Annotated in this window: 16 protein-coding genes; 8 read left to right on the top strand and 8 right to left on the bottom strand. The window is 70.2% G+C overall.

Features of this window, described 5'->3' with window-relative positions:
* Positions 1 to 88: 88 nt before the first annotated feature.
* Positions 89 to 1,510 (bottom strand): type I glutamate--ammonia ligase, encoded by a 1,422-nt coding sequence (glnA, locus tag ACJ5H2_RS12015; RefSeq protein WP_408895630.1) that lies wholly within the window; start codon positions 1,508 to 1,510, stop codon positions 89 to 91.
* Between the two features lie 206 nt (positions 1,511 to 1,716).
* Here glnA and ACJ5H2_RS12010 point away from each other — a divergent pair, with 206 nt between their 5' ends.
* Together ACJ5H2_RS12010 and ACJ5H2_RS12005 are read left to right on the top strand one after the other, a co-directional pair.
* Positions 1,717 to 2,106: a hypothetical protein gene (locus ACJ5H2_RS12010; RefSeq protein ID WP_408895629.1), complete on the top strand. Its 390-nt coding sequence runs from the start codon at positions 1,717 to 1,719 to the stop codon at positions 2,104 to 2,106.
* Complete coding sequence (locus ACJ5H2_RS12005; RefSeq protein WP_408895627.1) at positions 2,103 to 2,528, top strand: DUF3592 domain-containing protein; 426 nt, start codon at positions 2,103 to 2,105, stop codon at positions 2,526 to 2,528. Before ACJ5H2_RS12010 ends, ACJ5H2_RS12005 begins: the two co-directional genes overlap by 4 nt.
* Positions 2,529 to 2,530: 2 nt before the next feature.
* On the opposite strand, the gene ACJ5H2_RS12000 is transcribed toward ACJ5H2_RS12005, so the two are convergent.
* On the bottom strand, positions 2,531 to 4,708 hold the full coding sequence (locus ACJ5H2_RS12000) for a glutamine synthetase III (protein ID WP_408895626.1): 2,178 nt from the start codon (positions 4,706 to 4,708) through the stop codon (positions 2,531 to 2,533).
* Between the two features lie 145 nt (positions 4,709 to 4,853).
* Between ACJ5H2_RS12000 and ACJ5H2_RS11995 the strand changes: the two genes are divergently transcribed.
* From ACJ5H2_RS11995 to ACJ5H2_RS11985, 3 genes are read left to right on the top strand one after another with little or no spacing between them, the layout of a single operon-like run.
* The gene (locus ACJ5H2_RS11995) at positions 4,854 to 5,246 is read left to right on the top strand and encodes an RDD family protein (protein ID WP_408899630.1); all 393 of its coding nucleotides are present in this window, start codon (positions 4,854 to 4,856) and stop codon (positions 5,244 to 5,246) included.
* A gap of 58 nt (positions 5,247 to 5,304) precedes the next feature.
* The gene (locus ACJ5H2_RS11990; protein WP_408895625.1) at positions 5,305 to 5,451 is read left to right on the top strand and encodes a hypothetical protein; all 147 of its coding nucleotides are present in this window, start codon (positions 5,305 to 5,307) and stop codon (positions 5,449 to 5,451) included.
* A 47-nt stretch (positions 5,452 to 5,498) separates the two neighbouring features.
* Positions 5,499 to 6,830, top strand: a complete 1,332-nt coding sequence (locus ACJ5H2_RS11985) for a DUF222 domain-containing protein (RefSeq protein ID WP_408895624.1) — start codon at positions 5,499 to 5,501, stop codon at positions 6,828 to 6,830.
* A 13-nt stretch (positions 6,831 to 6,843) separates the two neighbouring features.
* On the opposite strand, the gene ACJ5H2_RS11980 is transcribed toward ACJ5H2_RS11985, so the two are convergent.
* A complete protein-coding gene (locus tag ACJ5H2_RS11980) occupies positions 6,844 to 7,545 on the bottom strand; it encodes a PKD domain-containing protein (protein ID WP_408895623.1) in 702 nt (233 codons plus the stop codon).
* On the bottom strand, positions 7,542 to 8,123 hold the full coding sequence (locus tag ACJ5H2_RS11975) for a DUF6318 family protein (RefSeq protein WP_408895622.1): 582 nt from the start codon (positions 8,121 to 8,123) through the stop codon (positions 7,542 to 7,544). Before ACJ5H2_RS11975 ends, ACJ5H2_RS11980 begins: the two co-directional genes overlap by 4 nt.
* Positions 8,124 to 8,361: 238 nt before the next feature.
* Between ACJ5H2_RS11975 and ACJ5H2_RS11970 the strand changes: the two genes are divergently transcribed.
* The gene (locus ACJ5H2_RS11970; RefSeq protein WP_408895621.1) at positions 8,362 to 10,800 is read left to right on the top strand and encodes a collagen binding domain-containing protein; all 2,439 of its coding nucleotides are present in this window, start codon (positions 8,362 to 8,364) and stop codon (positions 10,798 to 10,800) included.
* 57 nt (positions 10,801 to 10,857) lie between these two features.
* Here ACJ5H2_RS11970 and serA read toward each other — a convergent pair whose 3' ends face one another.
* Both serA and ACJ5H2_RS11960 read right to left on the bottom strand, forming a co-directional pair.
* Complete coding sequence (gene serA / locus ACJ5H2_RS11965) at positions 10,858 to 12,051, bottom strand: phosphoglycerate dehydrogenase (RefSeq protein WP_408895619.1); 1,194 nt, start codon at positions 12,049 to 12,051, stop codon at positions 10,858 to 10,860.
* A 26-nt stretch (positions 12,052 to 12,077) separates the two neighbouring features.
* A complete protein-coding gene (locus tag ACJ5H2_RS11960; protein WP_408895618.1) occupies positions 12,078 to 12,563 on the bottom strand; it encodes a DUF6326 family protein in 486 nt (161 codons plus the stop codon).
* Between the two features lie 162 nt (positions 12,564 to 12,725).
* Here ACJ5H2_RS11960 and ACJ5H2_RS11955 point away from each other — a divergent pair, with 162 nt between their 5' ends.
* Both ACJ5H2_RS11955 and ACJ5H2_RS11950 read left to right on the top strand, forming a co-directional pair.
* The gene (locus tag ACJ5H2_RS11955) at positions 12,726 to 13,862 is read left to right on the top strand and encodes a sensor histidine kinase (RefSeq protein WP_408895617.1); all 1,137 of its coding nucleotides are present in this window, start codon (positions 12,726 to 12,728) and stop codon (positions 13,860 to 13,862) included.
* Positions 13,859 to 14,515, top strand: coding sequence for a response regulator (locus tag ACJ5H2_RS11950; RefSeq protein WP_408895616.1), 657 nt, complete (start codon positions 13,859 to 13,861; stop codon positions 14,513 to 14,515). The genes ACJ5H2_RS11955 and ACJ5H2_RS11950 overlap by 4 nt, the downstream gene beginning before the upstream one ends.
* A 5-nt stretch (positions 14,516 to 14,520) precedes the next feature.
* Here ACJ5H2_RS11950 and ACJ5H2_RS11945 read toward each other — a convergent pair whose 3' ends face one another.
* Complete coding sequence (locus ACJ5H2_RS11945; protein WP_408895615.1) at positions 14,521 to 14,970, bottom strand: SRPBCC family protein; 450 nt, start codon at positions 14,968 to 14,970, stop codon at positions 14,521 to 14,523.
* Between the two features lie 139 nt (positions 14,971 to 15,109).
* Positions 15,110 to 16,495: an NAD-dependent succinate-semialdehyde dehydrogenase gene (locus tag ACJ5H2_RS11940; protein WP_408895614.1), complete on the bottom strand. Its 1,386-nt coding sequence runs from the start codon at positions 16,493 to 16,495 to the stop codon at positions 15,110 to 15,112.
* Positions 16,496 to 16,514: the final 19 nt, after the last annotated feature.

Below are 16,514 nucleotides of genomic sequence, written 5' to 3'. Positions count from 1 at the left end.
CCCCTGACGATGGAAGACGTTGGAAGGTGTCTTCGCAGGTCAGGGGCCGTTTTCAGGCACCTAGCCGGTGGGCATCGCCCACGCGGGATCAGATGTCGTAATACAGCTCGAACTCGTGCGGGTGCGGCCGCAGTTGCACGGGCGCGATCTCGTTCTCACGCTTGAAGTCCACCCAGGTCTCGATGAGGTCGGGGGTGAACACGTTGCCCACGGTGAGGAAGTCGTGGTCGGCCTCGAGGGCGTCGAGCACGGCGCCGAGGGAGGTGGGCACCTGGGCGATCTCGGCCATCTCGTCCGGCGGGAGCTCGTAGATGTCCTTGTCGATCGGCGCGGCCGGCTCGGTCTTGTTCTGGATGCCGTCGAGGCCGGCGAGCATCAGGGCCGAGAAGGCGAGATAGGGGTTCGCCGACGGGTCGGGGAAGCGGGTCTCGATGCGCTTGGCCTTCGGGTTGCTGCCCGTGATCGGGATCCGGACCGAGGCGGAGCGGTTGCGCGAGGAGTAGACCAGGGAGATCGGGGCCTCGTAGCCGGGGACCAGGCGGTGGTAGGAGTTCACCGTCGGGTTGGTGAACGCGAGCAGCGCCGGCGCGTGCTGCAGGATGCCGCCGATGTACCAGCGGGCGATGTCGGAGAGGCCGCCGTACCCGGTCTCGTCGTAGAACAGCGGCGAGCCGTCCTTCCACAGCGACTGGTGGACGTGCATGCCCGAGCCGTTGTCGCCGAAGATCGGCTTCGGCATGAAGGTGACCGACTTGCCCTGCTCCCAGGCGGTGTTCTTGATGAGGTACTTGAACTTCATCACGTCGTCGGCCGCGCGCAGCAGCGTGTCGAAGCGGTAGTTGATCTCCGCCTGGCCGGCCGTGCCGACCTCGTGGTGGGCACGCTCGACCTGGAGGCCGCAGGCCTCGAGGTTCTTGACCATGTCGGCGCGCAGGTCGCTGTAGTGGTCGTAGGGCTCGACCGGGAAGTAGCCGCCCTTGAGCCGGGTCTTGTAGCCCTTGTTCTCCTCGCCCTCCTTGCCGGAGTTCCACCAGCCCTCGACGGAGTCGATGTGGTAGTAGCCCTCGTTGACGCCGGTGGAGTAGCGGACGTTGTCGAAGATGTAGAACTCCGCCTCGGGCGCGAAGAACGCGGTGTCCGCGATGCCGGTGCTGGCGAGATAGGCCAGCGCCTTCTTGGCGATGTTGCGCGGGTCGCGGGAGTACGCCTCGCCCGTGATCGGGTCGTGGATGAAGAAGTTGACGTTGAGGGTCTTCGACTTGCGGAAGGGGTCGATGTACGCCGTGGTCGGGTCGGGGAACAGCGACATGTCCGACTCGTTGATCGCCTGGAAGCCGCGGATCGAGGAGCCGTCGAAGCCCAGTCCGTCGTCGAACACGGACTGGTCGAAGGACGACACCGGGACGGTGAAGTGCTGCATCACACCGGGCAGGTCGCAGAAGCGGACGTCGACCATCTCGACGCCCTCGTCCTTGATGTACTTGAGCAGCTCTTCGCTGTTGTTGAACATTCGGTCCTCCTCGGCCGCGCCACGGGCGCAGCCATCGGTCAGCCAGTCACGATCAGGCGGTCGCCGGTCCCGTCGGCGCCAGAACCGCCCCCGGCAACCTATCGAATGGCCCGGCACACGAACAGCGCGGCGTGTTTCGGGCGTGTAAACAACTGCGCGCCCGGCGAGTGGGCCCACGCGGTGCTGTGATGGGCGAGGATCCTCCGGTGGCATCCTCGGAACTGGCCAGCTTTCTCAGGTTCGCGGTGGCGCTCGTCGTCCTGTTCGTCCTCGGGGTCGCGGCCATGCTGTGGCTCACGCGGGAGCGTCCCCAGGACCACTTGAGCGCGAGGGTCCAGGCGGACGTCCTCGAGGTCAGCAGGTCGACGGGTCGGGACCGCTACCTGATCCGGTACGAGTACCGCTACGACCGGCACACGTACTACGCGACCACGCGGTTCACCACCGGCGTCGACGACTGGCGCTCCGCCGACGAGCTGTGGCTGTGCATCGACCCGGACGAGCCGACGGCGAACGCCCCGCTGCTCGACGACGGGGTCGCCTGCGGCGACGAGGACCTCGACAACGGGACCGAGACGGCGGTGAGACTGCGATGACCACTCCCCATCAGCCCGCCCGGTCCAGGCGCCGGGGCTGTGGCTGTGGCTGCCTGGGGGCCGCCGTCGCCTTCGCGCTGGTGGGTGCGGTCGTGGTCATGGGCATCGTCGACACGGCGAACGGGCCCGACCTTCCCTACCAGCGCGACACGCACACCGCCGTTCGCGCCACGGTCACCTCGACACAGCCGCGCGAGGGCCGCCCCGACGAGGGCTGGGTCGAGTACACCTATGCCTACGGTGGCGTCACCTACGAGGGCGCGACCGGCTACTTCACCTTCGACTGGCAGCCCGGCGACGGCCTCACGGTGTGTGTCGACCCCGACGACGCCGAGGAGCACGTCCCGCTGGTCGTGCCGGGCCCCCGGTGCGGCGACGAGAGCCTCGAGGTCAGCGACCACGTCGGCGAGCCCGCCGACTGACGTCACCGGATGAAGAGCATCTCCTGGTAGGTCGGCAGCGACCACAGGTCGTCGGCCACGACGGCCTCGAGCGCGTCGGCCGCCTCGCGGACCTGGAGCATCGCGGGCAGGATGACGTCGCGGCAGTACGCCGCCTCCTCGATCCCGTCGTGCTCGTGGGCGCCGGCCTGGGCGGCCACGAGACCCGCGAGCCCGGTACGCAGGGCGCTGACGAGCTCCGAGACGGCCACCAGGTCGGTGGTGTCGGCCTCGACCCCGGCCGCCTTGAGGGAGGAGACATTGGTCGCGAGCTCGGTCTGGTAGCGGACCGCGGCCGGGAGGATCGTCGTACGGGCGATCTCCTCGGTGAGGTTGGCCTCGACGTTGACCGTCATGACGTACTGCTCGACGCCGACCTCGAAGCGCGACTCGAGCTCGGCCTCGCTGAAGACGCCGTAGGTCGAGAACAGCTTCTTGGCCTCGGGAGTCTGGTACTCCGGAAGTGCGTCCACGGTGGTCCGGAGGTTCTTCAGGCCTCGCTGCTCGGCCTCGGCGTGCCACTCCTCGGAGTAGCCGTTGCCGTTGAAGACGACCGCACCATGCTGCTCCATGACCTTCGCGAGCACCGACTGGACGGCGTCGTTGAACTCGGCGCCGCCGGCGACGGCCGCCTCCAGCTCGGTGGCCAGGTAGTCGAGTGCCTCCGCCATGATCGTGTTGATCACGACCATCGGCGCGGCGACCGTCTGGTTGGAGCCGGCCGCGCGGAACTCGAAGCGGTTGCCGGTGAACGCCATCGGGGACGTGCGGTTGCGGTCGCCGGCGTCCTTGGTCAGGTCGGGCAGGGTGTCGACGCCCACGGAGAGGACGCCCTTCTGCTTCGACGAGGTGGCGCCGCCCTTCGCGATCTGCTCGAAGACGTCCTGCAGCTGGTCGCCGAGGAAGATCGAGATGATCGCCGGGGGCGCCTCGTTGGCACCGAGGCGGTGGTCGTTGCCGGCGGAGGCGATCGAGAGCCGCAGCAGTCCGCCGTACAGGTGCACGGCGCGGATGACCGCGGCGCAGAAGACGAGGAACTGCGCGTTGTCGTGGGGGTTGTCGCCCGGGTTGAGGAAGTTGCCCTGGTTGCCGTTGCCGAACGAGAAGTTCACGTGCTTGCCGGAGCCGTTGACGCCGGCGAACGGCTTCTCGTGGAAGAGGCACTCGAAGCCGTGCGTCTTCGCGATCGACTTGAACGTCGACATGATCAGCTGCTGGTGGTCCGAGGCGAGGTTGGCGCGCTCGAAGACCGGCGCGATCTCGAACTGCCCCGGGGCGACCTCGTTGTGCCGGGTCTTGGCCGGGACGCCGAGCTTGAACAGCGCGCGCTCGGTGTCGTGCATGAAGCCGAGCACGCGCTCGGGGATCGCGCCGAAGTAGTGGTCGTCGAACTCCTGGCCCTTCGGCGGCTTGGCGCCGAAGAGGGTGCGGCCCGCGTTGAGCAGGTCGGGGCGGGCGTTCACGAACGAGCTGTCGACCAGGAAGTACTCCTGCTCGGGGCCGCAGTAGGACACGACGTTGTCGATGTCCTTGTGGCCGAAGAGGGTGAGCACGCGCTCGGCCTGCTCCGACATCGCGTGCTGCGAGCGCAGCAGCGGGGTCTTGTGGTCGAGGGCCTCGCCGGTCATCGAGACGAAGATCGTCGGGATGCACAGGGTGTTGCCGTTGGGGTTCTCCAGGATGTACGCCGGCGACTGCACGTCCCAGCCGGTGTACCCGCGCGCCTCGAAGGTGGCGCGGATGCCGCCGTTGGGGAACGACGACGCGTCGGGCTCGCCCTGGACGAGCGTCTTGCCCGAGAACTCCCACACCGCGGTGCCATCGCCCACCGGCTCCATGAAGGAGTCGTGCTTCTCGGCGGTCAGGCCGGTCAGCGGGTAGAAGACGTGCGCGTAGTGCGTCACGCCCCGCTCCATCGCCCAGTCCTTCATCGCCGAGGCGACGATGTCCGCGACCGCCGGGTCGAGCTTCTCGCCCTTCTGGATCGTCGCCGCGACCGACTTGAACACCGACTTCGGCAGCCGCTTCTGCATCACCGAGAGGGAGAAGACGTTCTCGCCGTAGATGGCGCCGGTCTTCTCGCCGGCGTCGAAGAACGCCGCCGGTGCCTGGTTGGCCTCGATCTCGCGGATTGCGCCCAGGCGGGTCGGGTTCGCAGTCATGGTCGTGAAACTCCTGTCATCTGCAGATGCGGCCGCTCGCGCGACTCTCACCGGCGACGGTAGGACGTCCAGATTTCGCAGGGTTGCCCGAATGTTTCCGGCATGTAACAGGTTCACCGGGCGTTTCGCTAGCGTTGGCCGCGTGATGGAGACCGCCTCGTGGGGACGCCGCATCCTGGCGCTCGTCGTCGACTGGACCCTGTGCACGCTGGCGGTGATCGTGATCTTCGGGCTCGACGAGTACACCAAGACCGGCTCGACCGCGTCGCTGATGGTGCTGCCCGTGTACGTCGTCGAGTCCGCGCTGCTCACCTGGCTCGCGGGCGGCTCCGCGGGCAAGCTGCTGACCGGGCTGTGCGTCGTACCGGAGGACGGGCGGCTGCGCCGGCTCAACCCGCTCAAGATGCTGGTCCGGCAGGTCATGGTGGCGCTGGTCATCCCGCCGCTGGTCTTTCGCGCCGACGGCCGGGGCCTGCACGACATCGTCGCGGGGACGTCGACGATCACCTTCGCCACGCTGCGGAGGCTCACGAAGTAGTCCGCCGGGCGCACGATGCGTGGCCGATCGCCCGATTCGCGCCACCCTGCAGAGCGACGTGCGCACCGATGTGTCCAGGATGGCGGCGGTCGCCTCCGCCGTGGAGTTCGTGGGGGAGGAGGAGCTGCGGGGGATGCTGACGCGGCACTACCGGGTCGTGCTCGATCTCGCCCCGGCACGCCAGCCCAATCCGGCGCGACCGTGACCGGCCCGTCCGGGGGTTTGTGTCGGACCCCTGGGTTGTGATGGGTCATGGTCACCGATCGGGCGGTGGTGGATCTGGAGGGTCTGCCGGCAGCGGGGGTTCTCGACTTCGTCGAGGCCCAGCATGTGGCGCGCCTGGAGGCGGAGCGGGCGATCTTGCGGGCGGCGTATCAGTGGGCGGTGCTGCACCACCCGGACCGGCTGCCTGTGAGCGATCGTCGTGGCCGGGAGCGGGCACGCCGGGCGGGCGGGAGCGGGACGCCGCTGGTCACCGAGCACGCCGCAGCGGTGTTCGGGGCGCGGGTGCAGACCAGTCCGTATGGGGCGCGGCGGTTGATCGCGGACGCGGTGGACCTGCAGCTGCGGCTCCCGAAGCTGTGGGCGGGGGTGGAGGCCGGCACGGTCCGCGTGAGCCATGCGCGTCATGTCGCGGACGCCACCCGCGAGCTGTCCGAGGCCGAAGCGGCATGGGTGGATGGTGAGGTCGTCGAGATCGCGGACGGCCGGTTGGCGTGGGCGCGGTTCGAGGCGGTGGTGGAGGGCAAGGTCGCCGCCGCGGCTCCTGAGCTCGCGGCGGCGCGGGAGGAGGCGGCTGCGAAGGAGCGGTGTGCCCGGATGGGCAGGGTGAACAAGCACGGTATGGCCACCCTGGTGATCAGGGCCGACGCGGTCACGGTGGCGGGGATGGATGCCGCCATCGGCGCGGTCGCGGACCGGTTGACCGAGACGATGCCCGAGTCGATGCCGGAGTCGATGCCGGATGCGTTGGTCAACGACCGGCGGGTCGCCGCCGCGGCGGTGTTGTTGAACCCCGCCGCGCACCCGGATCTGAGTGTCGGTCCGGTGAAGGTCCGCGCCAAGGCGTATCTGCATCTGCATGCAGAGTCACCGGTGGCGCGGGTCGAGGGTCACGGGCCCGTCACCATCGGCCGGATCGTGCAGATGCTGGGTGCCGCCGGCGCGCGGGTGCAGGTGACCCCGGTGGTGGACCTGCCCGGCATGGTGCCGGTCGATGCCTACGAGATCCCCGCCCGGCTGCGTGAGGCGGTCCATCTGGTCCACGGCGGGGACGTGTTCCCGTTCGCGGCGAACACCGGCCGGCGGGTGGATCTCGACCACGCACAGCCCTACAGCGAGGGCGGTGAGACGAGCATCGAGAACCTGGGTCCGTTGACCCGGACCCATCACCGGATCAAGACCCACGCCGGTTGGACCGCACGACATCCGTTCCCCGGGATCGTGGTGTGGCGCGATCCCTACGGGGCCCACTTTCTGGTCGATGCGACCGGTACGCGACGGATCACCGGCGGTAGTGCTGGTGAGGGTGCTGGGGTGCGGGTGGATGTGATGGGTCGCGTCGAGCTGGCCTGGGCGGGCTAGCACCCCGGTCGGTTCAATAGCCGACGAGCTTGGGTTGGGCCTCGATGACGCGCAGGGCCTGGGTGGGGCCGGGGATGGTGACGGTGTCGGGGATGGTCTGCCAGGGTCCGTCGGCGATGCGGTAGCGGCCGGTGTAGGTGGTGGCCAGGCTGGGTTGGTAGTCGCCGGTGTGCTGGTAGTCGTGGGTGATGGTCAGGTCGGGGTACGGCGCGCCGGGTTCGTCGGTGGTCACGGTGTGGCCGTCGCCGAAGTCCCAGGTGTAGGAGGTCGGGGTGGCTTCGAGGGTGACGGCTTGCTCGAGCAGGGTGATGGTGGTGGCGATCGGGGTCGTGGCGGTGGTGTAGAAGTTGGTCTCGAAGTTGACCAGGGTCAACCCGTCGGGCGGCTGGATCACCAGCGTCCCGGGTGGCAGCTTCAGCTCACCGAACGCCCGACGAACATCATCGATGGTCACGACAGGCTCTGACTCGTCACAAAAGCTCGCCGTCACCAACATTCCAGCGACCTGGTCGGCCGCGTCGCACGCTCCCTGGCCTATGAGCACTGGTGTGGTGTCGCGCTGTGGCTCGCCATGCTTGGTAGGGGCGGACCCTTGGACCTTGCCAAGTTGCTGTAACCAGAAACCGGTTCCGGACGTGCCAGCGTCGGGATCGTCTGCGTTGAGGGTCCAGGGCCAAATGGCGCCGATCAACAGCACGGCGGCGCGGGCCATCATGAGAGCTGCATCGCTTCCAGACGCCAGCCGGACCCGAGCCAGGCTGCGACGACGACGACGTCGGAGCTACCCGCGGGGATCCTCGTCGTCCGGCCGTCTCCGTCAACCTTTGTCTGCTCGCCCGTCGACGCTGTGAGCTTCGCTTCAAAGGCGTAACCGGAGCCGTCGGCGTCCTTCAGTTCGTTCATCACCTTGAACTCGATGTCGTAGTCCCCGCCCTCGAGCCGGCCGCCGTCGCGATAGAGCGTGCGGATTCCCTCAATTCCTGCAGCGCATCCCTTGCAGTTGGTTCCCGACACCGCCTTCAGCGCCTTCACGTCCCCGGTCACCTGGGCGTAGTTGACCAGCTCCCAGTAGTACGCGATGAACGCCCGCGCGCCCGCCTCACTCGCCTCCCGTGCGGCGTCGGGCAGCCTCGGCTCGATCGGGACGGCAGCGGCGGTCGAGGACGGCGCCTCCATCGTCCCGGTCGGGCTCCAGGTCGACGACGGGTCGTGCGGGGCGGGCTCGTCGTCCGAGCACGCGGTCACGCCCACGATGAGCAGCACGAGCGCCACCAGGGCGCGCAGTCGACGCATGGGTCCTCCCGAGAAAGCACCGCGCCCGGACCGGGGACGCGTCCGACGACGCTAACCCGACCCGGGCGAGCGGCGCCACCAGGAGGCGGCGGGCTGTGGACGAGCGCCGTGGAGTCGAACGTAAGGTCAAATTTTCCGCCCGTCCGCGAGACGTCCCGGTGATCGGCGAACGGCGCGCCGCACCAGGCCCTAGATTCGCAACTGCCTCTCGGGATCCATCGTCACCTGGGGGTTTCTCATGATCGTGCGCGTCCTCATGGCCCGGCTCCTGGCCGTCGTCGTCGCCGTCGCCGGCGTCTCGTTGGGGTGGTCGACCACGACTGCCCACGCTGCTGTACCACCCGGCGAGATCCAGGTCGAGGTCTCGATGTCCGACGGGGGAGAGCTGGAGGGGACGGCCTATCTCTACCGTTGGGACTCCGAGCTGGGCGACTTCGACTTCGAGGCCGACAGCGTCGTCCTCGGGACGGGCACCGCCAGCGTCTCCTTCACCGAGCTCACGGCCGGTGACTACTACGTGCAGGTCGAGGACGACTTCGGCAGCTACGAGCCGGCGTACTCCGGGGGCGCGTCGTCGCCGCCGACGAACCCGGGGGATCCCGGTGTCGTCACGATCACGGCGTCGGCCGGCGCCACCACCACCGTCACGCTGACGCCCACGCCACCGGGGACGGCGGTCAGTGGGACCGTCGTCGACGCGGTGACCGACGCGGGCATCGTCGGCGCCTGGGTGGAGGCATCCGGCGACGAAGGCTATGACGAGACGGACACCGGGGCCGGCGGCGCGTACGCCCTCGAGCTCCAGCCGGGCAGCTATGAGGTCACGGCCGGCGCCGAGGGCTACGTCTCGTCCAGCGTCGACGTCGAGGTGACGACCGAGGCGATGACCGTTCCGCCCATCGAGCTGGCCCCCTTGGCCCCTGGTCTGTACGTCGAGGTCTACAACAGCACCTTCGGCAGCGCCGTGGCGAACGCCCAGGTGAGCCTCCAGCTCGTCGGCGGCGGCGCGCCCACCGTCCAGACCACCGACGAGGACGGGGCCGTCGTCTTCGCCGGAATCGCCCCGGGGACGTACATGCTCTCCGTGGCGGCGGGGCCGGGCTACGTGGCGGACGCCCCCGTCGAGGTCGTGTACGACGGTGGCTACGAGAGCGCCGAGCTCGCCGTCAGCGTCGACTTCTCCTGCGAGCCCGCCGCGGCGAGCACGGGACTGACCAACATGGGCTTCGAGGACGAGATGGCCGGATGGACGCTCGGCTTCCAGACCGAGGGCATCTCTGCAGTCGGGGCCGACACGTTCACCTCCCCCTGGGAGGGCAGCAAGATGGCTCGCATCGGCAGCACGCAGCCGAGCGACGAGGAGGACCAGCCCGAGGGCCCCAACATCATGTGCCAGGACTTCGTGGTCGACCAGGCCGAGGAGACCTTCGCCTTCAACGTCTTCACCTACGACTACACCGGATTCGACGAGCTCACGTTCGACGTCGTGGTGAGCAGCCCCGACACGGGGGAGACCTTGGCTGCCTATCAGCAGGGTGCGTGGGGTGAGGGCACCGACCTCAAGACGTCGGGCTGGCGCGGCGTCCAGCTGGACCTCTCCGGTCATCTCGGAGAGACGGTCCGCCTGACCTTCCGCGCTGGGGGGACCCGGGACAACCTCTATGCGTTCTGGGCGTACCTCGACTCCGCCGCCACCCTGCCGCCCACGATCCAGACGTCGACGGCCGACGTGGTGACCACGACGGGAAGCGTGACGACGGACCCGGTCACCGGCCAGGTCACCGTGGCGATGCCGAGCGGCTCGCCCTCCGACCTGACCTTGACGGTGCCGGCGGACTGCGTCGACACCACCGCCACGCCGAGCGCCGTGCAGCTCGTCCTCGGAGGCGCGACGTTCCCCGCCACGGCCAACCCGAACGGGACCTACACCGCGACCATTCCCGAGGCCGACATCGAGACCGGGCCGCTCAGCGTGCAGGTCGACTGCCCGGAGGAGACCACGTTGGTCGTCCCGATCGGTCGGATCGTCCTCTACGACCCGAGCGGCATCGTGACCAACAAGCTCACGGGACAGCCGGTGGTCGGCGCCGAGGTGCGTCTGTACAAGGTGCCGGGCTGGGAGCCCCAGGACGCGGACGGACCGCACCCGGCCGACTCGTGCCAGACCAACCTCTCGAAGGCATCCGGGGCGCCGTGGAGCCAGCCCGCGCCGACCGGTCTCGGGCAGCTCGTGCAGGCAGCGAGCCCGGAGATCTCGCCGAACGTGAACCCGTTCGTCACCAACGCTGTCGGCTACTACGGCTGGGACGTCGCCGAGGGCTGCTGGTACGTCGTGGTGAGCAAGCCGGGCTACAAGACGCTCACCAGCCCGGTCGTCGGCGTACCGACTGCCGTCACCGACCTGAACCTCCAGCTCGAGCCGAACGCCGTCGTCCCGCCAGGCCCGTCCGCAGGATGCACGGCGGCCAAGGCCGGTCTCGCCACGGCCCAGGCGGCGTTGGCCGACGCCCAGGCGAAGGTCACGAAGGCGAAGGCCAAGCTCAAGAAGGCCAAGAAGTCCGGCTCGGCGGCCAAGGTGAAGAAGGCCAAGAAGGGCCTGAAGAAGGCCAAGGGCCAGCTCGCGGGGGCCTCGACCGGTCTCGCGAACGCGCAGGCCAACGTCGGCAAGCACTGCTGAGAGACGACGGGCTCCCCACCGACCGTGGGGAGCCCGTCGCGGCGGTGTCTCAGCCGTTCACCAGGTGCGCGCCCACACGCAGTACTCGGCGGCCCGCAGCCGCTCCAGCGCCGCTGCGGAGAGCGGCTCGGCGGCGTCGATGACGACGTAGCCCAACCCGTCCTTGGTGGAGAGCACCTGGTCCACGACGTTGTCGCCGGCCTCGGCGAAGGTGACGTTCAGGTCGGCGAGCACGCCGGGGACGTTGTGGTGGAGTAGGCCCAGGCGCCGGCCGTGCGGCAGCTCGGGCGGCTGGACGGCGGGCAGGTTGACGGACAGCGCCGTGCTGCCCTCGAGCGCGAACTTGGCGAGCTTCTCGGCCACGAACCAGCCGATCTCCTCCTGGGCCTCCTGCGTGGAGCCGCCGATGTGGGGAGTGAGGATGACGTTGTCGAGCCCGCGCAGCACGGAGTCGAAGGGGTCGCCCTGCGCCTTCGGCTCGGCCGGGAACACGTCGACGGCGGCGCCGGCGATGTGGCCGGACTCCAGGTGGTCGCGCAGGGCCTCGTAGTCGACGACCATGCCCCGCGAGGCGTTGATGAACAGCGCCCGCGGCTTCATGGCGGCGAACTCCGCCGCACCGAAGAAGCCGGCGTTGCCGGGCCGCCCGTCCACGTGGAGGCTGACCACGTCGGAGACGGTGAGCAGCTCCTTGAGGGAGCGCACGCGCCGCGCCGTACCGTGCGCCGGGCGGTCCGCGGTGTCGAAGAAGACGACCTTGAAGCCCAGGGCCTCGGCGACCGTCGAGAGCTGGGTGCCGATGTTGCCGTAGCCGACGATGCCGAGGGTGCGTCCGCGCACCTCGTGGCTGCCCTTCGCGGACTTGTCCCACACGCCCTCGTGCATGCGCTGGGTCTTCTCGGGCAGGCGGCGCGCGAGCGCGATGATCTCGGCGATCACCAGCTCCACGACGCTGCGCGTGTTGGAGTACGGCGCGTTGAAGACCCCGATGCCCTTCGCCGCGGCCGTCTTCAGGTCCACCTGGTTGGTGCCGATGCAGAAGCAGCCCACGGCGACGAGGTCGGTGGCGGCGTCGAGCACGTTGGCGGTCACGTTCGTGTTGGAGCGCACCCCGAGGAGGTGGACACCGGGCAGCGCGGCGATCAGCTCGTCCTCGGACAGGGAGCCCGGGCGGAGCTCGACCTCGTAGCCGCGCCCCTCGAGGGTCTCGACAGCGGCGGGATGGATGTTCTCGAGCAGCAGAGCCTTCACGGGAAGACTCTAGTTGTCCGCCGACCTCATCCCTGCAACGGGCGGCGACCGTGGACAGCGGGCGCGGGAGCCGATCCCGCCGTGGGGGCGGCGACGGGCCAGGTCCATGCGCACCGCACGACGAAGGCGAGGAGCACCAGCTCAAGCACGATGCCGAGGCCGTAGAAGTAGAACCAGGACTCGCCCAGCGCGTTGAACGCCGTGACGGGGACGTAGAGCGAGGCCACGACCAGGTTCGCGAGGCGGCTCGCCCCGGCTGGCAGCGCCATCGACAGGACGACCATGAGGATCGGCACGGCCATGAGGGCCAGTGCCGTGGTGGAGAAGGTCTGCGAGAGCTCGAACTCGAAGACCCTGCCGTCGAGGATGTCGTCGACGACGCCGGGCGTGAAGAAGTTGAGGATGTCGACGTACGCGTAGAGGAACATGAAGCTCGTCCACGCGGCGGCGAGCTTGGCTCGCACGGGCATCGGCTGGTCCTGCAGGGCTGCGGTGGGCTGGCGCGTGCTCATGAGGGGCTCCGTTCGGCGTGGTGGTGTCGGTGGGTCCACGATCGTGGGCTCGCCCGGGAGCGGCATCGGTCGCGAGGCCGCGCTTCTCCCCGCCGAACGCACGATCCCCCTCTCGTACTTTCGGCCGGTACGCCGAGGCGCGCCGCTCCCTAGGCTGGAGCCGTGGTCACTGCCCGGCGCTCCGTCCTCGACGAGCCGCGGCCTGCCGACGCCCCGCCTCCGGGCCGTCCGGACTGGCTGCTGGTGGCGGTGTTCGCGGTCGCCGTCGCGGCCGAGGCGGTCGCTCGGCCGGGCGTCGCCTGGCGGCCGCTGGTGACGATCCTGGCCCTGGCGCTCGTGCCCGCCGTGCTGTGGCGGCGGAGCCGGCCGCTGGCGTCGGCCCTGGTCGGGTGGGGCGTCGCCGGGTTGCTCTCGATCCTCCAGCTGGCCTTCCACGACGGGGAGCTCGGCCTCCACACCATGCTGGTCGTCCTGGTCCTGCTCTACTCGCTGGTGCGGTGGGGGTCGGGACGGGAGACCGTAGTGGGGCTGGCCGCCGTCGCCGCCGTCGCCGCGCTGGGGATGTACGCCGCCTCCGCGGACCGAGGCGAGATCTTCGGCGGGAGCGTCCTCCTCCTGCTCTGCGTCGCGCTCGCCGCGGCGGTTCGCTATCGCGCCGACGTCTGGCACCGCCAGCAGCGCGAGATCCGCAACCAGGAGAGGGTCGCCCTGGCGCGGGAGCTGCACGACATCGTGGCCCACCACGTCTCGGCGATCGCGGTGCAGGCCCAGGCGGGGGGCGTGGTCGCCGACGCGCAGCCCGAGAGGGCTGCCGAGATCCTCGCCGCCATCGAGTCCGAGGCGTCGCGAACCCTGGCGGAGATGAGGTCGATGGTGCGGGTGCTGCGTGAGCCGGAGTCGGTCGCGTACTCACCCCAGCGAGGCGTCGCGGACCTTCCTGCTCTGGCGCGGGCTGACGCGAGGCCGGCCGTCGAGGTCTCGCTCGAGGGTCCACTGAGCCTGGCGCGGCCGGTGGACGTCGCGCTCTACCGCCTGGCGCAGGAGTCGCTGACCAATGCCGTGCGGCACGCCCGGAGCGCGACCCGGGTCGGGATCGACGTACGTCGGGAGGGAGACGCGGTCCGGTTGCGTGTCAGCGACGACGGCCAGACCGCGCCGGGGCCCGTTCCGGCGCCCGGGTTCGGGCTGCAGGGCATGGCCGAGCGCGCCCACCTCCTCGGCGGTTCGCTCTCCGCGGGGCCGGGCCCCGCCGGCGGCTGGGTGGTCGAGGCAGTGCTGCCCGCGGAGGTGCTGCCATGAGCATCAGGGTCGTGGTGGCCGACGACCACGACCTGGTCCGGACCGGGCTCGTGATGATCCTGGACGCGCAGCCCGGCATCGAGGTCGTGGGGGAGGCCGCGGACGGGCTCGCGGCGCTCGACCTCGCGACCCGGCTGAGGCCCGACGTCCTCCTCGTCGACATCCGGATGCCCGGGATCGACGGTGTCGAGGTGACGCGACGCCTGGCCGGGCCCGACGTGCCCGACCCGATGGCGGTCGTCGTGATCACGACCTTCGACCTCGACGAGTACGTCGCCGGCTCGCTGCGCGCGGGGGCTCGCGGCTTCCTGCTCAAGGACGCCGGCCCGGAGCTCCTGGTCCAAGCCGTCCACGCGGCGGCCGACGGGGACGCGCTGATCGCCCCCAACGTCACGCGGCGACTGCTGGCGACCTTCGCCGACCAGGCGCCGGCGGCTCCGACCCAACCCCTCGGCGCGCTCACCGAGCGCGAGGAGGAGGTGCTCGCGCTGGTCGCTCGCGGCCGCACCAACGCCGAGATCGCCACCGAGCTCTTCGTCGGCCTGAGCACCGTCAAGACCCACGTGGCGTCGCTGATGACCAAGCTCGGCGCCCGCAACCGCGTCGAGATCGCCATGTGGGCCTACGACACCAGGCGGGTCAGAGCCGACTAGCGCACTCACCTGGCCTCGGCCGCGGCGTAGCGGTCCAGCGCAGCGGTCCACATCCGCGCGATCATGCGGTGCATCGGCCCGTGATGCAGGAGGAACAGCAGGACCCGGTCGCGGCGGCGGGCGGGGTCGTGGGAGCTCCACTCGACGTCGAGATGGCTGCCGCCCCCGGGCGTGGGGGTGATCCGGACCGAGCCGGAGCCGTGACCGCCGTAGCTGTTCTCGACCTCGGTCCAGCGGACGAGGGTGGGGTCGGACCAGTCGTAGCGGGCGACCACCCAGAAGGGGGAGCGGGGCGTGCTCTCGCGGGCGACGGCCCAGGTGTCGCCCTGCTCCCGGACCTCATAGGTGCTCGGGTCGAGGGTCGTGCTCCAGGTCTCGAGGCGCCGGTCGGTGAAGTCGGTGAGGGCGCGCAGGACCTGGTCGGGGGTGGCGCGCGTGGTCAGCTCGAAGCGCACCTCACCAGTGGAGCACCTGCGCTGCAGGACGTCCAGCGACAGAGCCGCCCCTCGCCGACGTGCGGCGAGGGGCGGCTCCGGTGAGCTGACTCTCGTGACTGACCCAGCTCGGCTCGACCGGCGGCTCGACCGGCGGTGCTCAGCTCCAGTCGACGCTGTAGTAGCGCGTCTCCTGGTACTCGCGGATGCCCTCGTGGGCTCCCTCGCGGCCGATGCCGCTCTGCTTGACGCCGCCGAACGGCGCGGCCGGGTCGGAGACGATGCCGCGGTTGATGCCGACCATGCCGGCGTCGATCGCCTCGCCGAGGCGCAGCGCGTCCTGAAGCCGGCCCGCGTACACGTACGCCGCGAGGCCGAACTCCGTGTCGTTGACCGAGGCGAGCATCTCCGCCTCGTCGGTCCAGGCCACGATCGGCGCGACCGGGCCGAAGATCTCCTCGGACAGGATCGGGGCACCCACCGGTACGTCGACCAGGATGGTCGGCGGGAAGAACCAACCGGTCGCGGGGACCTCGCCCTGCACGGCCACCCGCGCACCGTCGGCGACGGCGGCGTCGACCAGCTTGGTGATGCCGGTGAGGGCCTTCTCGCTGATGACCGGGCCGATCTGGTTGGTCTCGTTGGAGGACGGGCCGACCTTCAGCGCGGCGACCGCGGCGCCGAACTTCTCGACGAACTCCTCGACCACGTCGGCGTGGACGTAGAACCGGTTCGCGGCGGTGCAGGCCTGGCCGCCCCCGCGGAACTTGGCGATCATGGCGCCCGCGACGGCGGCGTCGAGGTCGGCGTCGGCGGTGACGACGAAGGGCGCGTTGCCGCCGAGCTCCATGCTGGCGTTGAGCACCCGGTCCGCAGCCTGGCGCAGCAGCGTGCGGCCGACACCCGTGGAGCCGGTGAAGCTGACCTTGCGGACCCGGGGGTCCTCGAGCCAGGCGGTGACGACGGCGGCGGCGTCGGTGGTCGGGACGACGTTGACCACGCCCTCGGGCACACCCGCCTCGAGCAGGATCTCGGCGACGGCGAGCGCCGTGAGCGGCGTCTCCGCTGCGGGCTTGAGCACGACGGTGCAGCCCGCGGCGAGGGCGGGCGCGATCTTGCGGGTCGCCATCGCCGCGGGGAAGTTCCACGGCGTGATGAGCGCGGCGACACCGACGGGCGCGTGGGTCACCAGGGTCTTGGCGTTGCCGGCCGGCGCGTCGGCGTAGGTCCCCTCGCCGCGCACGGCCTCCTCGCTGAACCAGCGGAAGAACTCGGCGGCGTAGGTGACCTCGGCGCGCGCGTCGGCCACGGACTTGCCGTTCTCCGAGGCGATCAGCCCGGTCAGCAGGTCCGCGTCGCGCACCATCAGCTCGTAGCAGCGGCGCAGGATCTCCGCACGCGCCCGGGTGGACGTGGCGGCCCAGCCCGGGAAGGCGGCGGCCGCCGCGTCGACGGCGCGGGTCGCGTCCTCGACCGTCCCGTCGGCGACGGTGTCGATCACCGCGCCGGTGGCGGGGTCGATCACCTCGAAGGTGGTGTCACTCATGGTCGTCTCCTGGTCGGGT

The sequence above is a fragment of the Nocardioides pymetrozini genome, from assembly GCF_046058985.1.
Taxonomy (GTDB): Bacteria; Actinomycetota; Actinomycetes; order Propionibacteriales; family Nocardioidaceae; genus Nocardioides.
This window is presented reverse-complemented; position numbering and strand designations above follow the sequence as displayed.

Bases quoted from the DNA above. Each gene is read 5' to 3' on its own strand.
- ACJ5H2_RS11975 (WP_408895622.1), bottom strand. From the start codon at position 8,123: ATGCGTCGACTGCGCGCCCTGGTGGCGCTCGTGCTGCTCATCGTGGGC.
- ACJ5H2_RS11940 (WP_408895614.1), bottom strand. From the start codon at position 16,495: ATGAGTGACACCACCTTCGAGGTGATCGACCCCGCCACCGGCGCGGTG.
- glnA (WP_408895630.1), bottom strand. From the start codon at position 1,510: ATGTTCAACAACAGCGAAGAGCTGCTCAAGTACATCAAGGACGAGGGC.
- ACJ5H2_RS11950 (WP_408895616.1), top strand. From the start codon at position 13,859: ATGAGCATCAGGGTCGTGGTGGCCGACGACCACGACCTGGTCCGGACC.
- ACJ5H2_RS11970 (WP_408895621.1), top strand. From the start codon at position 8,362: ATGATCGTGCGCGTCCTCATGGCCCGGCTCCTGGCCGTCGTCGTCGCC.
- ACJ5H2_RS11995 (WP_408899630.1), top strand. From the start codon at position 4,854: ATGGAGACCGCCTCGTGGGGACGCCGCATCCTGGCGCTCGTCGTCGAC.
- ACJ5H2_RS12000 (WP_408895626.1), bottom strand. From the start codon at position 4,708: ATGACTGCGAACCCGACCCGCCTGGGCGCAATCCGCGAGATCGAGGCC.
- ACJ5H2_RS12005 (WP_408895627.1), top strand. From the start codon at position 2,103: ATGACCACTCCCCATCAGCCCGCCCGGTCCAGGCGCCGGGGCTGTGGC.
- ACJ5H2_RS11985 (WP_408895624.1), top strand. From the start codon at position 5,499: ATGGTCACCGATCGGGCGGTGGTGGATCTGGAGGGTCTGCCGGCAGCG.
- ACJ5H2_RS11960 (WP_408895618.1), bottom strand. From the start codon at position 12,563: ATGAGCACGCGCCAGCCCACCGCAGCCCTGCAGGACCAGCCGATGCCC.
- ACJ5H2_RS11980 (WP_408895623.1), bottom strand. From the start codon at position 7,545: ATGATGGCCCGCGCCGCCGTGCTGTTGATCGGCGCCATTTGGCCCTGG.